The organism is Cognataquiflexum nitidum, assembly GCF_022538055.1.
Classification (GTDB): domain Bacteria; phylum Bacteroidota; class Bacteroidia; order Cytophagales; family Cyclobacteriaceae; genus Cognataquiflexum; species Cognataquiflexum nitidum.
Genome location: NZ_JAKZAM010000009.1, coordinates 18,732 through 40,556, shown reverse-complemented (window position 1 = coordinate 40,556; position 21,825 = coordinate 18,732). Strand labels below are relative to the sequence as shown.

The 21,825-nt window shown below is 41.4% G+C and carries 18 protein-coding genes; 13 read left to right on the top strand and 5 right to left on the bottom strand.

What is annotated here, in order from left to right; all coding sequences use genetic code 11:
* Window positions 1–144 precede the first annotated feature (144 nt).
* The 8 genes from argS to MMU07_RS07760 all read left to right on the top strand — a co-directional run bounded on the left by argS (window position 145) and on the right by MMU07_RS07760 (window position 6,867).
* Window positions 145–1,935, top strand: coding sequence for an arginine--tRNA ligase (argS, locus tag MMU07_RS07795; RefSeq protein ID WP_241125298.1), 1,791 nt, complete (start codon window positions 145–147; stop codon window positions 1,933–1,935).
* Between the two features lies 1 nt (window position 1,936).
* Window positions 1,937–2,518: a glutathione peroxidase gene (locus MMU07_RS07790; protein ID WP_241125297.1), complete on the top strand. Its 582-nt coding sequence runs from the start codon at window positions 1,937–1,939 to the stop codon at window positions 2,516–2,518.
* 78 nt (window positions 2,519–2,596) lie between these two features.
* On the top strand, window positions 2,597–3,508 hold the full coding sequence (locus tag MMU07_RS07785; RefSeq protein WP_241125296.1) for a 1,4-dihydroxy-2-naphthoate polyprenyltransferase: 912 nt from the start codon (window positions 2,597–2,599) through the stop codon (window positions 3,506–3,508).
* Between the two features lie 72 nt (window positions 3,509–3,580).
* Entirely contained in the window at window positions 3,581–4,432 is an 852-nt protein-coding gene (locus MMU07_RS07780; RefSeq protein ID WP_241125295.1) for a universal stress protein, read from the top strand.
* 1 nt (window position 4,433) lies between these two features.
* Window positions 4,434–4,790 (top strand): translation initiation factor, encoded by a 357-nt coding sequence (locus MMU07_RS07775; RefSeq protein ID WP_241125294.1) that lies wholly within the window; start codon window positions 4,434–4,436, stop codon window positions 4,788–4,790.
* A gap of 77 nt (window positions 4,791–4,867) precedes the next feature.
* Entirely contained in the window at window positions 4,868–5,590 is a 723-nt protein-coding gene (locus MMU07_RS07770) for an SGNH/GDSL hydrolase family protein (protein WP_241125293.1), read from the top strand.
* A gap of 303 nt (window positions 5,591–5,893) precedes the next feature.
* Entirely contained in the window at window positions 5,894–6,292 is a 399-nt protein-coding gene (locus MMU07_RS07765) for a VOC family protein (RefSeq protein ID WP_241125292.1), read from the top strand.
* Window positions 6,265–6,867: a hypothetical protein gene (locus MMU07_RS07760; protein WP_241125291.1), complete on the top strand. Its 603-nt coding sequence runs from the start codon at window positions 6,265–6,267 to the stop codon at window positions 6,865–6,867. The genes MMU07_RS07765 and MMU07_RS07760 overlap by 28 nt, the downstream gene beginning before the upstream one ends.
* Before the next feature lie 31 nt (window positions 6,868–6,898).
* Here MMU07_RS07760 and MMU07_RS07755 read toward each other — a convergent pair whose 3' ends face one another.
* The 3 genes from MMU07_RS07755 to MMU07_RS07745 form a co-directional block, all read right to left on the bottom strand.
* Window positions 6,899–7,408 carry a GNAT family N-acetyltransferase gene (locus tag MMU07_RS07755; protein ID WP_241125290.1) on the bottom strand — a complete coding sequence of 170 codons (510 nt, stop codon included), beginning with the start codon at window positions 7,406–7,408 and terminating at the stop codon, window positions 6,899–6,901.
* 111 nt (window positions 7,409–7,519) lie between these two features.
* The gene (locus tag MMU07_RS07750; protein WP_241125289.1) at window positions 7,520–8,233 is read right to left on the bottom strand and encodes an SDR family oxidoreductase; all 714 of its coding nucleotides are present in this window, start codon (window positions 8,231–8,233) and stop codon (window positions 7,520–7,522) included.
* 349 nt (window positions 8,234–8,582) lie between these two features.
* Window positions 8,583–9,728, bottom strand: coding sequence for a cystathionine gamma-synthase (locus MMU07_RS07745; RefSeq protein WP_241125288.1), 1,146 nt, complete (start codon window positions 9,726–9,728; stop codon window positions 8,583–8,585).
* Window positions 9,729–9,799: 71 nt separating this feature from the next.
* Here MMU07_RS07745 and MMU07_RS07740 point away from each other — a divergent pair, with 71 nt between their 5' ends.
* From MMU07_RS07740 to MMU07_RS07730, 3 genes are all read left to right on the top strand, one after another.
* Window positions 9,800–10,501, top strand: a complete 702-nt coding sequence (locus MMU07_RS07740) for a TVP38/TMEM64 family protein (protein ID WP_241125287.1) — start codon at window positions 9,800–9,802, stop codon at window positions 10,499–10,501.
* Window positions 10,502–10,665: 164 nt separating this feature from the next.
* Window positions 10,666–11,403, top strand: a complete 738-nt coding sequence (locus MMU07_RS07735; RefSeq protein ID WP_241125286.1) for a DUF2092 domain-containing protein — start codon at window positions 10,666–10,668, stop codon at window positions 11,401–11,403.
* A gap of 11 nt (window positions 11,404–11,414) precedes the next feature.
* The gene (locus MMU07_RS07730) at window positions 11,415–12,746 is read left to right on the top strand and encodes a DUF6515 family protein (protein WP_241125285.1); all 1,332 of its coding nucleotides are present in this window, start codon (window positions 11,415–11,417) and stop codon (window positions 12,744–12,746) included.
* A gap of 162 nt (window positions 12,747–12,908) precedes the next feature.
* Here MMU07_RS07730 and porU2 read toward each other — a convergent pair whose 3' ends face one another.
* Both porU2 and MMU07_RS07720 read right to left on the bottom strand, forming a co-directional pair.
* Complete coding sequence (gene porU2 / locus MMU07_RS07725; protein ID WP_241125284.1) at window positions 12,909–17,936, bottom strand: putative type IX secretion system sortase PorU2; 5,028 nt, start codon at window positions 17,934–17,936, stop codon at window positions 12,909–12,911.
* A gap of 1 nt (window position 17,937) precedes the next feature.
* A complete protein-coding gene (locus MMU07_RS07720; RefSeq protein ID WP_241125283.1) occupies window positions 17,938–19,050 on the bottom strand; it encodes a putative type IX sorting system protein PorV2 in 1,113 nt (370 codons plus the stop codon).
* Between the two features lie 393 nt (window positions 19,051–19,443).
* Between MMU07_RS07720 and MMU07_RS07715 the strand changes: the two genes are divergently transcribed.
* Together MMU07_RS07715 and MMU07_RS07710 are read left to right on the top strand one after the other, a co-directional pair.
* Window positions 19,444–19,773 (top strand): PadR family transcriptional regulator, encoded by a 330-nt coding sequence (locus MMU07_RS07715; RefSeq protein ID WP_241125282.1) that lies wholly within the window; start codon window positions 19,444–19,446, stop codon window positions 19,771–19,773.
* 3 nt (window positions 19,774–19,776) lie between these two features.
* Complete coding sequence (locus tag MMU07_RS07710) at window positions 19,777–21,684, top strand: PspC domain-containing protein (RefSeq protein WP_241125281.1); 1,908 nt, start codon at window positions 19,777–19,779, stop codon at window positions 21,682–21,684.
* Window positions 21,685–21,825: the final 141 nt, after the last annotated feature.

Sequence of the window (21,825 nt, the reverse complement as noted above, 5' to 3'; positions counted from 1 at the left end):
GTTTAAGGGTTATTGGTTATTTGGTTATTGGTTATTTGGTTATTGGTTAATAAAAAAATAAAATTTAAAAACTGAGAAAGAGATACTAATACCGATCGATGGTTACAGTCTCACGTCTCATATCTCACGTCTCATGTCTATTTCATGAATATAGAACAGAAAATAACAGCCAGCATCCAACAAGCTTTTCAAGAGCTTTTTGGCCATCAAGCAACTTTAGAAGAACTGGCCCTACAACCCACCCGCAAGGAATTTGAGGGCACTTTTACATTTGTGGTGTTTCCGTTTTTGAAAATCACCAAACTCAATCCTGAGGCTTCTGGCGCAAAGATTGGGGAATACCTCGTGGCAAACTGCGATGTGGTATCTTCTTTCAACACCGTCAAAGGATTCCTGAACATTTCCGTGAGCGAGACATCTTGGTTGGATATTTTTTCAAAGATCTACGGCAATGCGGATCTGGGCCAACTTCCCACAAATGGCAAAAAGGTAATGGTAGAATACAGCAGCCCAAATACCAACAAGCCGCTACATCTTGGGCACTTGAGGAATAATTTCCTAGGCTATGCTGTTGCTGAAATCCTGAAAGCCAACGGCTATGAAGTGGTCAAAGCCAACCTGGTCAATGACCGCGGTATCCACATCTGCAAATCAATGGTGGCATACCGACAGCATGGCAATGGAGAAACTCCAGCATCAAGCGGATTGAAGGGAGACCACTTGGCAGGAAAATACTATGTGATTTTTGACAAGGAATATAAAAAAGAAATACAACAGCTTGTTGCCGAAGGCCAAACAGAAGAACAGGCCAAGAAAAATTCTCCTCTGATGCTCGAAGCACAGGAAATGCTTCGACTCTGGGAAGCAGGAGACAAAGATGTCGTAGACCTTTGGAAAACCATGAACGGATGGGTCTATGAGGGATTTGATGCGACTTACAAAAAAATGGGAGTCGATTTCGATAAGTTTTACTACGAATCAGATACTTACCTTTTGGGAAAAAACATAGTAGACGAAGGCCTGGAAAAAGGCGTCTTTTTTAAAAAAGAAAACGGTTCAGTTTGGGTCGATCTTTCAGCCGATGGTTTGGATGAAAAACTGGTCCTGAGGGCTGATGGCACTTCGGTCTACATCACGCAGGACATGGGAACCTGTGAATTGAAATACCAGGATTTCCATTTTGACAAATCGGTCTATGTAGTCGGCAACGAGCAGGATTACCATTTCGACGTGTTATTCAAGATCATGCGCAAGTTAGGCCGTCCATATGGAGATGGCCTGTATCACTTGTCCTACGGAATGGTGGATTTGCCTACCGGAAAGATGAAATCCCGCGAAGGAACCGTAGTCGATGCAGATGACCTCATGCAGGAAATGATAGACACTGCCGAAAGCCATACCAAAGAGTTGGGCAAAATCGATGGTTTTAGCGCTGAAAAAGCCGCTGAACTCTATGAAATATTGGGAATGGGTGCTTTGAAATATTTCTTACTCAAAGTCGATCCTAAAAAAAGGATGCTTTTCAATCCTCAGGAATCCATAGAATTCCAGGGAAATACCGGTCCGTTTATCCAATATTCGCATGCAAGGATCGCGTCTATTCTCAGAAAAGCAGATCAGATCGGAGTAGATTACAGCAGTGCGGGATTTGAAGGATTAGATAAATTGGAGCCTGCAGAAAGAGACCTGATTGTGATATTGAATGAATTTGAGAAAAAAATCACAGCAGCAGGAGAAGAATATTCCCCTTCAGTATTAGCCCAGTATCTTTTTGACTTGGCTAAAGAATACAATAGATTCTACGCAGAATTGTCGATCTTTCATGAAAATGACCCTAAGGTCCAATCCTTCAGAATCGCGATTTCTGCCATTACCGCCAAAACAATCCGCAAGGGCATGCAGTTATTAGGTATCAAAGTCCCAGACAGAATGTAATATGAAAAAAATCCTTTTTGTTTTCGCAATCATCGCTTTTGCCTGCACTGCAGGCATTCAAAAGCAAGAGCCATCCACCGATGTAACACTAGACCAAATGATGATGGAAAAATCCATTTACGATTTTAAAATGAAAGATATCAATGGCGAGGAAGTTGATTTTTCCCAGTACAAAGGAAAAAAACTTCTAATCGTCAACGTCGCTTCCAAGTGCGGCTATACGCCACAATATGAAGATTTACAAAAACTCCACGAAGAACATGGAGATGATGTGACCATCATTGGATTTCCTGCCAATAACTTTGGCGGCCAAGAGCCCGGAACAAATGAAGAAATAAAAGAATTCTGTTCTTCAAAGTTTGGTGTCACATTCCAAATGATGGACAAGGTGTCCGTCAAAGGTGCTGACAAATCCCCCCTTTACAGATGGCTTTCTGACAAGGATATGAACGGTTGGAACGAGAAAGAACCGACGTGGAACTTCTGCAAATACTTCATCAATGAAAAAGGAGAATTGGTAAAATTCTTCCCTTCCTCTGTAAAACCTATGGATGAGGAAATCTTGAAATTAATTGCAGCATAACACAAATTCTTGTTACAAAAAGACCTGTTTTCCTTCCGAAAACAGGTCTTTTTGTTAGTTTTGACCCAAAATAAAAACGTGGAAGTTACCTTATCCAATAAAAAACAAGCCTGGATGCACGCCATCCGTTTGAGAACGTTACCGTTGGCTTTATCAAGTATTTTAATGGGATCATTTCTTGCAGCCTACCAAGAGGAATTTCGCTTTTGGGTATTTTTATTGGCAGCAATCACTACTGTATTTCTTCAGATTCTTTCCAATCTCGCAAACGACTATGGTGACAGTATCCATGGTGCGGATTCTGCTGAGCGCGAAGGTCCTATCAGGGCTGTACAGTCGGGCATCATAAGCTTGGAAGAAATGAAAAAAGCAATGGTCTTTTTGGGTGTGCTTTCGTTTGTATCCGGAATAATCCTCCTATTCATTTCTCTTCAGGATTGGAAGATATTTTTCTTGTTTTTGGGTTTGGGTATCGCTGCCATCGTAGCTGCTGTGACTTATACTTCAGGTAGCAAACCCTATGGCTACGCCGGATTAGGGGATATTTCGGTATTCCTGTTTTTTGGGTTGCTGGGGGTTTTAGGCACGTATTTTCTGCATTCCCTATCCTTCGATTGGAGTATTGTTTTGCCAGCTGTTTCATTGGGTTTTTTCAGTACAGCGGTGTTGAACATCAATAATATCCGGGATATCAAAGCGGATACTTTAGCCGGAAAAAAATCCATTCCAGTTCGGATCGGTAGAAAAAATGCTGTTGTCTACAATTGGGTATTGATTTTTGGAGGCAATCTTTTTTTGATCTTGTTTGCGATAATGAATCAAACCTATGGATGTTTGATTGCTTTGGCAGCATTACCTGGAATGGTGTTTGTAGGGAGATCCGTAGCATCCAAAATTGAAGCATGGGAACTTGACCCTTACCTAAAAAAAATGGCGATTTCAACTTTACTTTGGGTACTAGCATTTGGTATTGGAATATTATTTTTTTAGATAAAAAGAGTTAGTTGTTTAAAGGATTGAGCTAATTTTTGTATTTTCAAGAATCAATAAAAACCCTACACCATGAAAACAATTCTCGTTCCTTATGATTTTTCCAAAGAAGCAGACTATGCTTTTGAATTTGCCACAGAAATGGCAAAAAGGACAAAAAACAAACTAGAACTCTTGCATGTAATTGAACTTCCCTCGCCCCAGAGTTTCTCGACTATAGGTGAAGTTGGTTCTTTTAGCAGTGAGTCCAATCAGATTTTTATGATCGAATTGATTGAAAAGAGAAAAAGGCAATTGGCTGCTCTTGAAGATGAATTCAAAGACAGTGGATTTAAATTTGAAACCAAAATGGTTTTTGGAAATCCATATGCAGGTATTTCAAAAGAAATAATCGATGCCAAAGCGGATATCGTGATCATGGGCAGCAAGGGTTCTACGGGAATGGAAGAGGTTTTGATAGGAAGCAATACGGAAAAAGTCGTCAGGCATGCATCCTGCCCAGTCATCACGATCAAAGGACCTATCTCGGCAGATAGTATCCGTAAAGTGATCTTTGCAAGTGACTTCAGCAATGTTCCAAGTGAGGTAATTGACAGACTAAAGGCTGCTATCGGTACGATCGATGCCGATTTACATCTTGTCAAAATCAATACCCCATCGATGTTTGAGAGCACGAGGACTTCTATTGAAAAGATGAAAACCTTTGTGGAAGATTTTGAGATCAATGCGGCTTCCATGCAGGTGTACAACAGCACATCAGAGGAGGAAGGTATCCTTGAGTTTGCAGACGACGTAGATGCAGACATGATCGCCATGGCCACCCATGGCAGGACCGGATTTCTCCACCTATTGAGCGGAAGTATTGCGGAGGATGTTGTCAATGCTGCCCAAAGGCCAGTATGGACTATGAAATCAAAAAAATAAAATGTCAAAAAAGAATAATAACGATTGGAAGAAAAGAGACGGAGTTGTCTATTCCACAAGTACTGATTTTGCTTTTAATTTTGGAGGTGAACAGGAAGAAGAAACATTATCTCCCCAAAAGCAAAACCTAAAAGTGATGTTGGACAAAAAATCCCGGGGCGGCAAGCAGGTGACTTTGATAGAAGGATTTGTAGGGACGGAGGATGACCTCAAAGAACTTGGCAAATTGCTCAAAAACAAATGCGGTGTCGGGGGAAGTGCTAAAGAAGGAGAAATCTTGATTCAAGGCGACCACCGTGACAAAGTCCTTCAGATTCTGATTCAAGAGGGCTATAAAGTCAAAAAAGTGGGAGGATAAGCTTCCAATTGTTGATAATATCAACACCAAGTCTTAGACTAAGACTTGGTGTTTTGTTTAAGCCACTTCGATAAACCATGCGTAACTCCTTTTTGTATTTTTTGGAAATGGTACTTTTGGTCTCAGTTTTCCCGATCCTTTATGTCAAAGGAAAAAAACTTAAAGAAAATATTGTCAAACTTCCTTCAAGGAGCAACTTTTTGAAAATTGCAGGTGACAAGACAGCCAATAACCTCCTTATTATCGGAGAATCCACTGCCGCGGGGGTAGGCGCAAGCAGCATTGAAACCACATTTGCAGCTCAGATTTTCAGACATACCAGAGGTGAATTCACCATTTTCAATATTGGAGAAAATGGACTAAAGGCAGAAAGTCTTAAGGTTTTATTTGGAAAATCTGAAAAAGAAGTAGCCATTTCCATATCCAAAACCATCATTCTTATCGGTGCCAATGATTGTTTTAAATTCACCGCCCCTTGGAAATTCAGAAAGGAAATGGAGTCATTCATTGCATTTTTGAAAGAAAAAAAAGGAGTGAAAAAAGTAATTATTCCGTTGATTCCACCTGTTCAAGAATTCCCGCTGATACCGGGTATCATGCGTTTTTTCTTAGGGTGGCATAGGGGATTGCTGACTAGAGAACTCCAACTTCTAGAAAGAAAATTGCCACACCTTTCCTTTGAAAATCACGAAGCTATATTGTCAGATACTTTTTTTTCCGAAGATGGAATACATCCTTCCGACAATGGCTATGAACATATCGCTGCCTCCGTCGCTGAGAAAATAAAAAATGACATGTAAAAAAGAAGACCATCCCCATCTCCCACCTCAAAATCCAAAAAATAATTATGAGTAACAGCAATATTGCACCAAGGGTTTGAAGAGACTTTATCAGATGTGGAATTCGTCCATGGACAGTCCACTATCCACAGAGCTCGCTAATCATTCTTCTACTATTAATTTTATGGCTGGGTGCAACAACGCGGAATCAAAAAAAATAACCATAACAAAAAACAGGAATAAAATCTGTAGAAAATAATTAATTGTTGGCTTGGAACACTCATGGATATTCCAGTTGAACCAAATCAATCAAAAGACAAAACAATGAAACAATTCATCGCAAAATTTGCCTTGGTAGTCAGGGACTATGACGAAGCCATCGCTTTTTACACCAAAAAACTCTCCTTTCAATTATTGGAAGACACCCGCATGTCTGATTCCAAAAGATGGGTCAGAATCGCACCTCCGGGATATGAATATGGACAATGCGAAATCTTATTGGCCAAAGCGGCAGATGAAGTCCAGCTCCAGGCAGTCGGAAACCAAAGCGGGGGACGTGTATTTTTGTTTTTGTACACCGATGATTTCGAAAGGGATTACCAAAATCTCTTTGATCAGAACATCAAAATCTTCCGTCCAAAAAGCACTGAGCCTTATGGGACTGTAGCGGTATTTGAGGACCTGTATGGCAATCTTTGGGATCTTATACAGCCAATCAGATGATATTGGACAGCCAAAAAACCGCAAAAGCAATCTCCATAGTCGGACATCCACTCCTATTTGGAAATGCCTATGTCATCTTTATGTCATTTAAAAATCTGGATAGGAATACGGCCATCTTGGTTTCTCTCCTGGTCATCTTGCTCGTAGCGGTTCCGATCATATGGCATAATTGGAAAAAAATGAAAAAGGGAGAATATTCCAACTTTGATGTATCGGACCAAAAACAAAGGATGGGATTCTATCCTTTCGCTATCAGCCTTTTTGTAGTATTATTAATGGCATTTTGGGTTTTGAAATTCCCAGAGGAAGTCATCCGTCAAACCCTGGTTTTTTTTGTGATGGTACTGACAATGGCATTGGCCAACCTAAAGATCAAGGCTTCCATGCATGCAGGAATTGCTTTTTATATCGTTGTGAATGTCTTTGAAATTGGGCCATTGCCGGGAATTTTAGCCCTTATTTTTGCACTGGCTATATCCTGGTCTAGGAGGAAAATGAACAGACATAACAACACGGAGTTAGTATTAGGCTCTTTGGTTGGTTCTATTTTCGGTGGTATCGGACTGATCGTTTGAGTCAAAATAATATTTTTGGATTCCTCATGATTTACAAGTGGAGTTCAAAAAGAGTCAACTCATTCCCTTCCAAAAAACGGAAAGGCCTTTGATAATGAAAACCGAGCTTTTTTAAAAGTCTAATTGAAGGCATGTTATCAGGTAAAGCAATCGCCTGTAAGACAGCAATTCCAAGACCGGTTTTTGCAAATTCGACAATCGCATGTGCAGCCTCATGACCAAAGCCTTTGCCGATAAATTCAGGTAAAAACGCAAACCCGAGATCGGGATGGTTCAAGGTGTCCCTTTTGAGAAGCCCACAAAATCCAACAGGTAGACATGAAATTTTCTCTTCTACTTTGTACAAGCCGAATCCGTGATCCGCATAACTTTTGAGTGGACCTGTCTGTAGATAATTGATTGCCTGCTCCTCATTTTTAACTTTCCTATCGCCGATATATTGCAACCAACCGGGACTGTTAAGCAAAGTAATTACAAATCGGAAATCTTCGATATCCAATTTCTTTAGAAATAGGCGGTCAGTTTCAATAATAAAATCCATAGAAGTCAATTAGAGCTATCGGAAATGAGACAGCAAAATAAAAAAATCCTGGCTCAAAATCGTTGATACAATTTTTAGCCAGGATTGAATAATAAACAAATTTCTTCCTAATCAAGCAGGCATGCTTGGTCTAACTTCAATTTTACTTAGAAGTGTCCTTGGGTTCATTTGCATCAAGTCCACTACCATCTGTCCAATATCTTCGATCTGAATCTTCCATGCATCTTTTTCATTGGGTTGGTGGTTGTTGAAATAGGTGGCAACTGAGCCCGGCATGATCGTAGTCGCCCTGACACCGTGCTGACGTAGGTCAAGCATAGCAGCTTGGGTAAAACCTGTGACCCCAAATTTACTAGCATTATAAGCAGATCCGTTGACAAAAAAATTTGTCCCCGCAAGAGAAGAAATGGAAATAAAATAGCCTTTTGAGGCTTTCAACCCATCCAATCCGGCTTTTAAACTGTAAAAAACCCCTGTCAGGTTGGTATCTATTGTTTCATGCCATTGCTCCAAAGTCATATCCTCTATGGATGCAAAAAATCCCACTCCGGCATTGGCCACAAAAAGGTCTAAACTCCCCCATTTTTTCAATACGATTTCTACGGCTTGCTGTTGGGACTCATAATTCCTTACATCAGCCTTAATCCCTATTGCTTTTCCTTTTCCGGATTTATTCAGTTCAATAGCCGCTTCATCTGCACTTTTTTGAGATCGGCTTGTTATGGCTATATTCATCCCCTGAGCCATCAATGCGGCTGCAATTCCAAATCCGATCCCCTTGCTACCGCCGGTGATCAGTGCTGTTTTGTTTTCAAGATTCTGCATGGTCATTTTTGGTTTAAAAATGTGTACAATAAAGAATTAAAACCATCGGAAATCAGTACGGGTTCAATAAATCAAATTTATTTCTTGACGTTTCGACTCTCGTAACATATAGTTGAAAAAAATACTATCGATATTGTAACCCAAAAAAAAGATTTTTCAAAGAAATCAACCATTGCTCTTCCGATCATTTCTTCCCGCGAATTTTTAGAGCGACTTTAAGCCACAAATCACCTCTCTAAAACCCTTTGTCCCGTCCAAAAAAAGAAACATGGAATTTCTGTTTTTCCATGTTTCCCACTTAAAATTTATTTTTAAATCACATGCCTTCATTTCTGAAAACCCGCCAATACTACACCAGTTCCAAAGCCTGCGCTAGGTCCTCTTTCAGGTCTTGGATATCTTCAATCCCCACACTCAATCGTATCAGGGAATCCACTAACCCTACTTTTTCTCTCTCTGCTTTTGGAATGCTTGCATGGGTCATGGTCGCAGGATGTCCACAAAGGGATTCAACGCCACCGAGAGATTCCGCAAGGGAGAAGTAATGCATGTTTTCTAGCACCTTGAGGGCATCTTCCAATTTGTTGCCTTTGATGACAAAAGAAATCATTCCCCCAAAGTCCCTCATCTGTTTTTTGGCAATAGAATGGTTGGGATGAGTCTCAAATCCTGGCCAATAAACCTTATCCACTTTAGGGTGGGATTTCAGAAAACGGGCAATTTCCGCTCCGTTTTGGCAATGTCTTTCCATACGGATATGGAGAGTTTTGATTCCTCTTAACACCAAAAAGCAATCTTGCGGTCCGGGGGTTGCCCCGCATGCATTTTGTATAAAAGCCAATTGCTTTGCCAATTCATCGTCATTGACTATCAATGCACCCATGACTGTATCAGAATGACCTGCAAGGTATTTGGTAACAGAATGCATCACGATATCAGCACCCATATCCAAAGGGTTTTGGAGAAACGGGGTCGCAAAAGTGTTATCGACCGCAAATAATATCTTGTGCTTCTTGGCCACCTTACCGATTTCTTCCACATCAACGATATTCATCATAGGATTAGTGGGAGTCTCTGCCCAAATCAATTTAGTGTTTTTGTTGATGTAAGATTCGATCGATTTGGGATCATCCATTGAGATAAAGTGAAATTTGATCCCATAGCGCTCAAAAACCTTGGTGAAAATCCTGTAAGTACCTCCATAGAGATCATTGGTACTAATCACCTCATCACCGGGATTGAGCAATTTGATAACGGCGTCTATCGCTCCAAGACCTGATGAAAAGCAAAGACCATGCTTGCCGTTTTCGAGGGCAGCAAGGTTTTTTTGCAGTGCATCCCGGGTAGGGTTTTGGGTTCTTGCATATTCATATCCCTTATGAACTCCGGGGGATTTTTGGACATATGTCGAAGTTTGAAAAATCGGAGTCATGATTGCCCCTGTGGATGGATCCGGTTCTACGCCGGCATGGATTGCTTTTGTTCCAAATTTCATATTTATGCTATCTAATTTCTTTGGGTTTAATTCCGAAGTTTTGTTTTCCTTTGCGCTTCAGTGGTCCAAAGATGGAAAAAAAGCAAGGCATATTCAAGGAATTCCAATCCGCCTACAGGATTAATCCTAGTATAGCCTTGGCGCTTCTTTGGGTGGCAATTATGCCATCTGTAGGAAGTCTTACCTCTGTTCCGATATTGATCAAATATTCTGAATTCCTCCAAAACATGGCTGTTTCTGACTATTTGGTTGCGTTCACTTATCTTTTTTTGGCTACATTTCTAATGGGATTGGCACTGATGCCCACGACCTTAGTGGCAGGACTTTCTGGATTTGTTTTTGGATGGGGCGCATTTCCCTTTTTGTTTATTGCTTATAACCTAGCCTCCATCCTTGGATATGGATGGGGAAAAAGGCTTGGAGGCAACAGTCTCGATCTCATTTTGGCCAGATACCCAAAGGCTAGAAATTTGATAGCTTCAAAAAGAACCCGGATTGGGGAATTGATATTCTTTGGCAGACTTAGTCCGGTTCTGCCATTTGCAGTATCCAATTTGCTATTTTCACTCCTTTATGTTGGATGGAAAAGACTTGTACTTTTTGGAAGTATCGGAATGTTGCCAAGAACAATTCTTACCTTTTGGGCTGGAACTCTTGGTACAGATGTATATAGCGCAGTCAATCAGGAAGGTATCACAGGAAAAGCTTGGATTTTCATTCTTCTATTAGTGTTGAGTTTATGGGGGATTTGGCGGTTTTTCAAAAGAAAATAAAAACCAAAAACCTAACCATTTTCAGCCAATAATGCTTTAAGGAGGATTCCTACCAAAAGCACCCCTGATTTTTTTGACATGCTATAGTTGTTTGTCCCAATAGTTTTTAATTTTAATATCAAATTTCCGTTAAAGAGTATTCATTTATAATTTTCCTTATGTATATGCAAAAAATAGGATGTTTTATAGTTGCATTTTTTATGGTATTCGGTGCAAAAGCACAGGATAGTACCATGGATGCAAGAGCGGTGGTTCTTTTGGACCGAATGAGCGAGGTTATTGGAAACCTTAAATCCTGCAGCTTTCAGCTCAAAACCGGAATAGATGTCAATGATCCTGACAAAGGGATAATCAGACAGTATTCAGTGCATGATGTGTATTTGGTAGGTCCTGACAAAATGCATGTACATACCAAAGGTCCCAAAGAAGAATTAGGGTACTGGTACAATACGGACATGCTGATGTATTACTCTTTTACAGCCAATACCTACGGATTCATAGAGACTCCTGACAACATCCTAGAAACCATCGATATGGTCAATGCGGATTATGGGGTTGATTTTCCTGCGGGTGATTTCTTTTATCCATCATTTACAGATGATTTGATCGAACATAGCGAAAGTATCTATTACGTGGGATTGGTACATTTTGACGGCAGAGATTACCACCATATTGTTGCCAAAGGAATAGATAAACACATTCAGATTTGGATACATAATGATACTTTTGCCCTTCCTGCCAGATATGTGATACATGAGAAAAAGGATGGGGAAATACTTCAGTTTGAGGGGATATTTTCCAATTGGAAGTTAAACCCAGATTTGCCTGAGGCAATTTTTGATTTTGTAGTACCCGAAAGCGCAAGACGTCTCAAAATCGTTTCAAAATCATCCACCTATTGAATTGAAATTCCATGAAAATGATTAAAAAATATTCCAAATTGGCAGGAACAGCACTTTTAATGCTTTTGTTAGCTACCGATCCAAATAGCCTGATGGCACAAAGAATGAATCATGGAGGAGGTAGAGCCGGCGGCGCTGCCGCAGCGAGGCCAAGCGGTGGTGCCGCCGCGAGACCGGGGGGAGGTGGCACAGCAAGGCCAAGCGGAGGAGCAGCCACAAGACCAAGCAGTACCTCTCCATCTAGACCGAGTGGCGGAGCAGCCTCAAGACCAAGCACAGGCGGGCCTTCAAGGCAACCCGCTGCAGCACCATCAAACCGTGCATCTCAGCCTACAGCGAGACCTTCTACAGGTTCTCAAGGGTCCATCAATGGTGGAGCACAAAGAGCCCCTGACAGAAAAGTAAATACCAATCAGGCAACTAATGACAGATCTATCAACTCTTCCCGTCAGTCAAGGGACCAGGCGTCCAGACCAGGCACAGGCTCTGAAGGACAGGGTAGTGCTTCCGGAAACAGGGCAGGGAATAGAGAGTCCGACAGGACTGGAACTGCGGCAGGAAATAGACCTTCAAACCGTCCGGATGGAGGAAGAAACCCCGGAGTGGGAGACAGTAACAGACCGGGATCTGGAAATGGAAACAGACCCGGAGGAGGTAACAGACCCGGCGGTGGAAATAATAATATCAATATCGGTAACAACAACAATATAAATATCAATGCCCAAAGAAACACTGTGGTAAGGGTAAACGTGATGTCACCCATGATGATGAGACCACCGTTTATGTGGGGAGGAATGAGGGTTTTTGCCTTCCACCCATTTTTCTTTTTCCCTTTCAGACCGTTCTTTTGGGGCCCAATGTGGCATCCTTGGGGTTTTTGGATGCCGATGCCTCCACCACAGGCCCAGGTGGTCAACGTGACCAACGTCACTAATGAAACCAATATCACAAACGTAACCAATGTGACCAATGTCATCAATGAATTCCAATATGCTGATGGGGTTTTTTACCAACAGGATGATGAAGGATGGGTGGTCGTACCAGCACCAATCGGTGCAGAAGTGAGATCCATACCTGATAATTACGAGATAGTTAAATTAGAGGACAATGAAGTCAACTATTATTGGGGCGGAGCATTTTACGAAAAAACTGCCAACGGCTATGTTGTCGTCCCACCAACGGCCGGAGCTTTGGTAGAAAATCTTTCCGAAGGAGGTGAGGAAGTGAAAATTGGAGAAAGAACTTTGGTCAGGTACGGAGAAACTTATTTCCAGCCTGTACAGGTCAATGGCAAAAACATGTACGAAATTATAGTTTTGGAATATGAGGATGAGGAGGGTTGAAGTTCCAATAATCTAGACTAACGGAAATCAAAAACGCTTATTTCAAATTAGAAATAAGCGTTTTTGTCTTCATATAAACACGAATAATTCTATATCTTAAAGAATACCAAATGTCAAACTAACTACCTGGCAAAACTCCAAGCTTTATTTGTTTACCATTGATTACCTCAGAAGGTACATTTTCCCATAACCTTGTTTGAAGGCCTTGTCTCCTGCAGTCCCACGGAGCTCTACAAATTGGCCATCCTTTCTAACCAAAACCCTATAAATATAAACTCCATTTGCAAGCTGATCTCCAAATTCATCCCTGCCATCCCATGCATAATCACTGATATTGTTGCCAATCCTAATTGGTCCGAGTTCATCCTGAAGTATTTCACGGACTACTCTTCCGGTCACCGTCATAATCTGGATCTTGATCTGATCCGGGACTTCTGATCCTGTAACCGTAAAGACGAACCTTGTACTGCTACTAAATGGGTTAGGGTACGGATAAAAATTGGTAATGGTAGATTCGTTGATAACTTCAAAGTTAATTTCGTAAGACTTGTCTACCCCTAAGTCTTCTGTAATGATACGCAAGGTATAGATGCCATCATCCAAAGGTCCCGGACGGAATTCCACTTTGAAACTACTGCTCTCAGTTGCTTCAGACCATGTCACAAGAGGAGAAGAGAAGTTAATTTTTTCTAATTGACAGTTTTCACAAGGTTTTTTGAGGAAAATTTCCAATCCCAATGTATCCTTTTTGAGTATAAGTGATTTTTCATTTTTGAGAATGGAAGTAATCATCACTGTCGGGGATACTATATCTCCGTCAAGGATATAAACCCCATCGAAATTGACATCCAAAATGGCATTATTTTGATCGGGCACTACTATAAAGTAGGTTCCAAGATCGATGATATTATTCCTGAATGTCTGCTCCAGGATTATTCTTGGATTGGCAAAAACCTCTACCTGCACATCTCCCCCATTTCCGGTGGAGTTAAACACAATATTGAATTCGTGTTTTTCACCGGATTTTACCGCAGGGATTTTCTTTGAAAACTTCTCTATTTTCTTAGTCGTTGTATTATTGAATTCCCATTCTACAAGTATTGAATCTTGGAAATCTAGCTGAGAAATATTCACAAATTCAAAGCTGAGGTTCACCACTTGACCTTCCTGAAGGTTCATTTTGTCATCCTTACCATTGAAAATCAATACCCCCTCAGGAACTCCTGTATAATTTACCTGCCATTTATCCAAGTAGGCAGGTGCTGTAGACAGTTCATCTTCCATGGCATACCTCAATCTAAGGAAAGGAAAAAGGTCTGGGTTGACGCTAGAAAGGTCAATCTCACCATCCTGCACCTGATTAAATAGTACCTGTTCCTCGCCTGTAGGTTTGACACCGATGACATCAAAATAGGCCAGTTCTTCATCAAACCAATCCCTCGAGTTGACCTGATTGAAAAACCGCTTCCATTCTGATGAAGGCCCTATTCGAGGGGTGACTATACTTCCCGAGGACAAGTAACCCTGGATTTCAGTTTCAAACTCAATGATTTGCTGGTTGGTTTCAAGTTCAATGTTTTGTTTGGAAACGATCTCCACTGCCTCTCCAGGAGCCATTCCTTTGCGGCCGTAAAGGATGTAGGGATCTCCATTTTGAAGATTTCTTAGTACAGCTTCATTGGCGCCGATTTCTTTCATTTTCTCAAAAACGGCATCAGGCCATTGCTGGTAAGTCACATTTCCTACAGAGAAAATCACAACATAATCCCCTTCTTTTAGCCCATCTATATAGTCTAACAGCATCCTTTGGCCCGGTTGCGTAATCCATGCATTTCGGACACTTTGTATTACCTGAGGTACCCTTCCACAGCTCCTTCCATCCAAAATATCAAATCCCGGTACAGGAATTACCAAATACGGTGTCAGTGACCTTTGTTCAAATGCCACCAAACCTAGTGATCCATCCGGACAAAGTCTTGAATTGGCATTGTTCACATTATCGAGGATGTAAGGCACACCTTTGAGGTAAAATTGGGTATTTCGGAATGTCAGACTGTCGGTCTGGTTTCCAAATGTAAACACACCGATATCCAAATTTGTATCCTTATATTTCCATTGACGCTTGACAGGGTCTACTTCAAGGTTGTTTAGCTGGTTACTCTGGATTTGCGCCTGTTCTCTTTGGGTCCAACCTTCAGGACCATTGGCAATAAAAGAGAAACTTCCTTCCGTCCATGATTGACTCTCACCTTCCCTTGGATCCAAAAACCTCGATCTCCAATAAAAAGTTACCGAATCCCTTTGGGGTACATTTTGAAATAAATTGACATTCCAATTGGCAAGATTGGAAGTGGTAATCCTCGTCTCTCTCCTGATGGCTGAAGAAAAGTTAGCCGCAGTATCAAGCTGAATGACAAGATTTCTAGGCTCTACGGATTTTCCGGGAATCTGAGCAATAAGGTTGATGTCGGCTTCATTGACGATTCCAAAATCCTCAGGAATAAGGTGTATCGTCCCACTAAGAGGTATAAACTTGGTCACTGTAACCGCATTGTTCCCAAATGTCATCTCAGGAATTACCCTAGTTGGATTGATTTCCAAAGTAAAAATATTATCTCCAAAAGATTGGATTCCGGTATTTGGAATCGTGAAGTCAACTGTGTCTTTCCGGTAAACCGCGGGTATCCTTACCAATGGATAATTGATCTGCGTCCCATCGGGCAGCCTTCGGGTCACTTTGAAATCCAGAGAATCCACATTTACCCGACCAATATTTTTTAGAATAAATGAGAGCTTCAATGAATCAACAAGTGCATTGAAGGTCTCGCCCTCAAAACTCCCCAAAGTAACATCAGGCTCCACAACGGAATAATCTGCTTTATTTGCTGGGAAAAGTCTTACAGCAGGATCTCCCAACATGACCAACTGCTCGGCATGGGAGCGGTTGACCGCCGATTGTCCATATCTGTCAAAAAACCACTTTTCCGCTTCTCTTCTTACCATTCCAACAGGTTGGTAGATGGTGGTAGAATCAGAAAAAGCCTTGATATAAAATGACTCACTATATCTCCTTAGATAAACATCCACCCCGATATTAGCATGTGCCATAAAATTTGTAGCACCTTTATTTGGAGTTAAAACCCAATCTTCGCCAAATGTATAAGCATTTCCAAAGGAATTCCCTGCATCACATCCGTTGAGCAGCAACATCGGATATTTCCCTTTATTGTTGTATCCCAAATTGGGATCTGAGGCAAACCCTATTTCAATATCAATCAACGAAGGCGATCCATGACCAAAGAAAGTAACCAAACTTGTACCTCTGTTGATATCTCCGGAAATATCAATCAATTCAATGGTGGAATTGGAGCGCTTTCGGTAAGTGGTGACATTGGCTCCCATGTAGGGTCCTTCAATTATATTTTTGAAGCCATTGAGAAAATTAAAATACCTGTTGAGTTCAAATGCCGAAACACCTCCGCTGAGATGAACTACCTCTTTTTGCCAGTCTTCTGATATGCCAAGGGCATCCTTTTCCTTTACCTTGTCAAGATAAGCTGCGACCTGCTCGGGATTTCGGGCAGGAATTCTTCCTATCGAAATCGCAGCCAAACTTGGGTTTTCAGGATCAAGGCCCATGGAGTAATTGTTGTCGGCATAGGGATAGCCGGCAGGCGGAATGATGTCTTGAAATTGAAATACTGAAGGGTTTTTTCGGTAAAAGTGATTGACACCTCCCGCTCTTGCTGTAGAAAAAATCCCCATGGCCCGACCTATCATCAGGAGAAAATCAGGTTTGTGGATGGGGTAATAAGCTCTCAAAAACTCATAGACCGCCAACGGTGTCTTTTCTCCAAAAGTAAACTGATTATAAAGATCATCGATATTGACTACTAAGGTATCAAATCCACCACCTTGGGCAGAAGCTCTGTGGGCCGCATGTGCTTTGACAGGATCAGGATAAGTAGAGGAAGGTCTCCTCAAAGTCTTGTGAGACAACACGATGTAATCAGCGCTTTGGCCAAGCAGATTGCGGAATTTAACCGGTGTCATACTTGCTATCCTGACTATGTCAAGTTGATTTTCAACCCATATTTTGCTACGTGTACTTGCTATTCCTGCCGTAAAGCTAATTTGATTTCCACTTTTTGTGACAGGAACAATTATGGGATTATTAGGATCCGATACTTCAAGTGCAAGGTAATCCGAAAGCACGTTTCCTATTTGAATCCTTCCATTATCCGGACCTGATATAAATATCTCCTTGGAAAAATCTCCATTTGCTATTGTTTTTGGATAGGTCAGCCTGAGGTAAGCGATAGAGACATTGTCTGTGGCACTAGTACCTGCTGAAGCCACCCTGATGGCAATAGAGCCATTGGCATTAAAATCCGAAGGCAATACTTCAAGCTCCCTATGAACTGCCTGATAATTGGTGTAATCAAAAGAAGCCACCTGCCTCAAGTTACTGGAGTTAGGGCCTACACTGATAATGGAAATATGTGGTGTGGCAGATCTCCCTGTGAGTCCAATTTCTATTTTTACCCCTCCTGCAGCCGGCACCTGACCAAGTTCAGCCAAAGTTATTGTTCGGGGATTGTTTTTGGTAATTGCAGCACTTACCCAACCACTACCTTCTTCAAAATCAGAAAGATAAACGCCTGGATTATATATCTGTCCAAGGTTGTAATTTTCAGAATAAACTTCCTGCCTTACAGTTTGGTAATTGGTCAGAAGGGGGAAAGAGGTATTGGATTCTTGCCTTACTGCCATCCTTTTTCCTTGAATATCGGGGGAAAGAGTCAGAAAAAAAGCCGTAGAATCATTGTGAATATTGTACATGGTATTGCCTTGAAAGGCCGGATCCTTGTAAAATTTGGCATCAAGGGTACCATCATTCTTTTTGCCATAAAAGTCAATGAAATCTGAAGGGTCAAATTTACCGTCTTCCTGCCCTTGGACAAATATAGCTACCTCTTCTCCCCGATGGAACACCCTGATATTCCTTGGGTCGATTACATTGGGATTGATCCCCGAAGCAGATAGAGAGGTAAAATTAATCCTGTGTATGCCGTCTGAGGCGGTGGAGATTTTGTAATAGGTCTGGTCATAGTTGATCCATCCACCTTGGCCAAATGCCAAAGCAGAAAAGAGGACCGCCATCACTGAAAAAAAGAGTCTTTTTGCCATTTTAATATTCCCAGCCTTTGTTCAATCTGAATTTCTGTTCATGTTGTTTCAAACTCACCTTCACACTGAAAACATGCGAATAGGGTGTTTGGGATACACCTCCGATGTCCGAAAGGGCGTAATCTATCTGAAACTTTTCATTCAGAAAAACACCCAAGCCAAAGCTCGGCTTCCAAGATGTATAATATGTTGCATCAAAATCCTTGATCCGCTGTACATTGCTCCCTCCAGCCCTAAGGAAAACCATATTTCTATACGAGGCCTCTATTCCTAATCTAGGATCGACGCTGACCAAACCTGTTCTTACCAGTGTATTTCTCCTTCCGTCAAATGTCAAATCAAGGTCAAATACACCTTGCACCCGGAATTCATCATTAATCATGACATCCCTTGTCACACTGAATATAGCTCTAGGTAAGGTAAGTTCAATGGAATTGACAGGAATCTCATTGTTGGTTTGAGAATAAATATCCCTGACCATATCAGCATTGTGAAACCAAGCATTGAAAGTCGTCGTGATGTCGCGAAGCATAAAGCCAAACCGCCATTGCTCCAAAAGGAATATTCCCCCTACATCTAAACCAAATCCCCATGCTTTGGCAAATTTACCTACGTTTCTATGGATCACTTTTCCGTTGAATCCGATTTTGAATACGTCACTGACATCCCTGGCATAAGACAGCATCAGGGCATAGTCTGCTGCATTAAAAAACTGGATATTGTTGTAATTGAGCGCGCCGTTGGCATCGTACAAAAACCTAGTATCCGGAATGTCGTCCACACCAAAACGAATAAGGGAAATTCCGATGGAATTATCCATGTCGATACTGGTACTGTAGGCGAGGTAATCAAACTTGGCTATACCTGCAAAATACTCTGCATGCATCATCGCAAACTCATGCTGATGACGGATACCGATCAGCCCCGCCGGATTCCAATAAGCTGCTGTCACATCCCGGACAGAAGATACCTGCGCCCCTCCCATTCCGAGGGCACGTGCGCCAATACCTATGTTCATGAATTCATTGGAATACTTGGGTGCTATTGTCTGGGCATCAAGCTTGGCTAGGCTAAAAAACAACAGTATTCCAAAAAAACACCTGATAATCACCATTAATCATGTATTAAATTATGATGCAAAGTAAAAATAAATAGCTAAGGAAAAAGCGTCTCAATCAAAAATAAAAAGTGTTTTGAAGCCAAAAACCTGTTCGCAAGCGTACATAATATTGTCCACTTCAGCCACACCTGTTTTTCCTAAAATCCTTTTTGTATGTTAAGCCTAAAAAAAAACTTTTGGTCAACTTTTGGTTAAAAAATGGCTCCAATGAAAAAAAATCAACTTTTTTTATTTTTTTTCCAGATTTAGGTACCTTTCAATACACACTAGGCTTACAATACAGGGTACTGTATTACACTTTGGTATAGTTTTTCTAATTGATGAAGAGAAAAGGGGCATATCCGAGCTTTAAAAAAAGCCCTTTGGTAACCAAACCACTTAGAAAAAATGAACGCTTCAAACACCCAGATACAAATGCGGAAAGGACTTCTGGAGTTCTGCATTTTGCATATCATCGCAAGAGGAGAAGTGTATGCCTCTGATATGATCGAGGAACTCACCGATGCCAAGATGATTGTGGTGGAGGGCACTTTGTACCCTCTGCTAAACAGACTAAAAAATGCCTCCTTGGTGTCTTACAAATGGGTCGAGTCCGAATCAGGTCCCCCAAGAAAGTACTATTCCATTACCGAAGAAGGATCACGGTTTTTGGAAACACTGAATGAAACTTGGAATTCCCTGGTCAATTCTACCCAATTAATCACCTCAAAGAAATAAGCCATGAAAAAGACAATAAGCATCAACATCAGTGGGATCCTGTTTCACATAGAAGAGGATGGTTATGCCACATTAAAAAAATACCTTGAATCCATCAACAGGCATTTTTCCCATTATGCGGACAACCAGGAAATCATTTCCGATATCGAAAACCGAATTGCTGAAATCTTCCTAAGCAACCTAAAAAACAACAAGCAGGTTATCACTGCTGACAATGTCAACAGCCTCATTGAAAAAATGGGGACGATTGCTGATTTCAAAGCCATAGAAGAGGAATTGGATGATGCCTCTACAGACAAAAAAGAAGAAACCCAAGAGGAATATGATTATTACAAACATATCACTCCAAACGAAAACACCAAAGGTTACAAGAAACTGACCCGACTGGAAAACCGCAAAATCCTAGGTGGTGTATGCGCCGGCATGGCAAATTACCTTTCCATAGATCCCCTGTGGACCAGGTTGGTAGCTATTCTTTTGATCTTCAGCGGCAACTTGAAACTCGGAAGCCCAGGTTGGGATTTTCTTCCTTGGAACTTCAACTTCAGCCTTTCGTTTGGCTTTTTTGCCATCATTGCCTATATCGTATTGTGGGTAATACTGCCGGTATCTTATGACGAGCCTGAGGATAAAAACATCAAGAAACTTTACCGAAATCCTGACGATAAAACCCTAGGAGGTGTGGCAAGTGGCCTTGCAGCATACTTTGGTATCGAAGTGATCTGGATGAGACTGCTGTTTATCGGGTTGATATTTGCCGGTGGATCGGGATTCGTCATCTACATCATCCTGTGGATCATCACACCGGTGGCCAAATCAATCACAGAGCGAATTGAAATGAAAGGTGGGGCCATTACTTTGGACAATATCGAAACTACCATCAGGGAAAACCAGAATCCGATCATGCCGAGAGAAGAAAGCCAAGCCAGAAAAATTTTATTGGCACCGTTCAGATTTCTTGGCAAAATAATCAATGCCCTAGGAGAAGCATTGGGGCCTTTGGGTTCATTCCTGCTAGCTGTTATCAGGGTCTTCTTTGGATTGGTAATTTTCATAATTGGAATGGCTATCACCATAGCACCTTTGGCATTGTTAGGCGTTTATTTCGGAATTGCCCCGGGAAATGATGTCTACCTAGGACTCAGAGAAAGCATTCCTATGGAATGGATTACCGAAATCGTACCAGTATGGCTGGCAATATCAGCAAGTGTAGTATTGCTAGTCCCCGGTATCATTATCGTCCTACTTGGAATTTCTGTCCTCATCAAGAAAAGTATTATCGATGCAAAATTTGGCTTGGTTGCCTTGGGGATTTGGTTGTTGAGCATAGGATTTTGTGCCTTCCAGATACCAAGAGTGGTAGCCACTTTCAAGTCCGAAGCCACTCATACGGTTGAGCAACCCTTAACTTTTGCTCCGGGAACGATTGTTCTCAAATCAGTTGAAAATGACAGTGCAGATGGAATCTTTGACCAGATCAAACTTCAGCTTGATGGTACGGATGCCTCAGAACCTATCCTGCTACAGCACTTTGAAGCCAGGGGAAAAAACAAAGCTGATGCCTTGAAAAATGCACAGTCTATCAAATACATCTACACCATCGCGGACTCCACGGTTACCTTTCAAAGATCCATCAACCTAAATGAATTGGATAAATTCAGGGTACAAAACCTCAGACTTAACCTAGAGATTCCCTATGACAGAGCCTTTGTGATGGACAAGTCGATCATTCCGATTATCCAGAACACTATCCACCGCAATGGCTACAAAACAAGGGACATCAACTCCCGCAACCATTGGGTATTCAATGAAAACGGCCTTCTCTGCCTCACCTGTAATGATGCCGGCAAAACCACTTCTGCTGATAGCCTGTCAAGGGTAAAGTTTGAAGAGGCTTATTTTATGAAGTGATAGTAAAATAAAAGACAGAACCAACAAGCACTGGCGGGATACCAACAAGTATCCCGCTATTTTTTTAAGTCTATTTGACTTTGCAGAAAACATGGGTGGAACAGTAACAAAACCTTATTTGATAAAACACCCCTTTTTTCT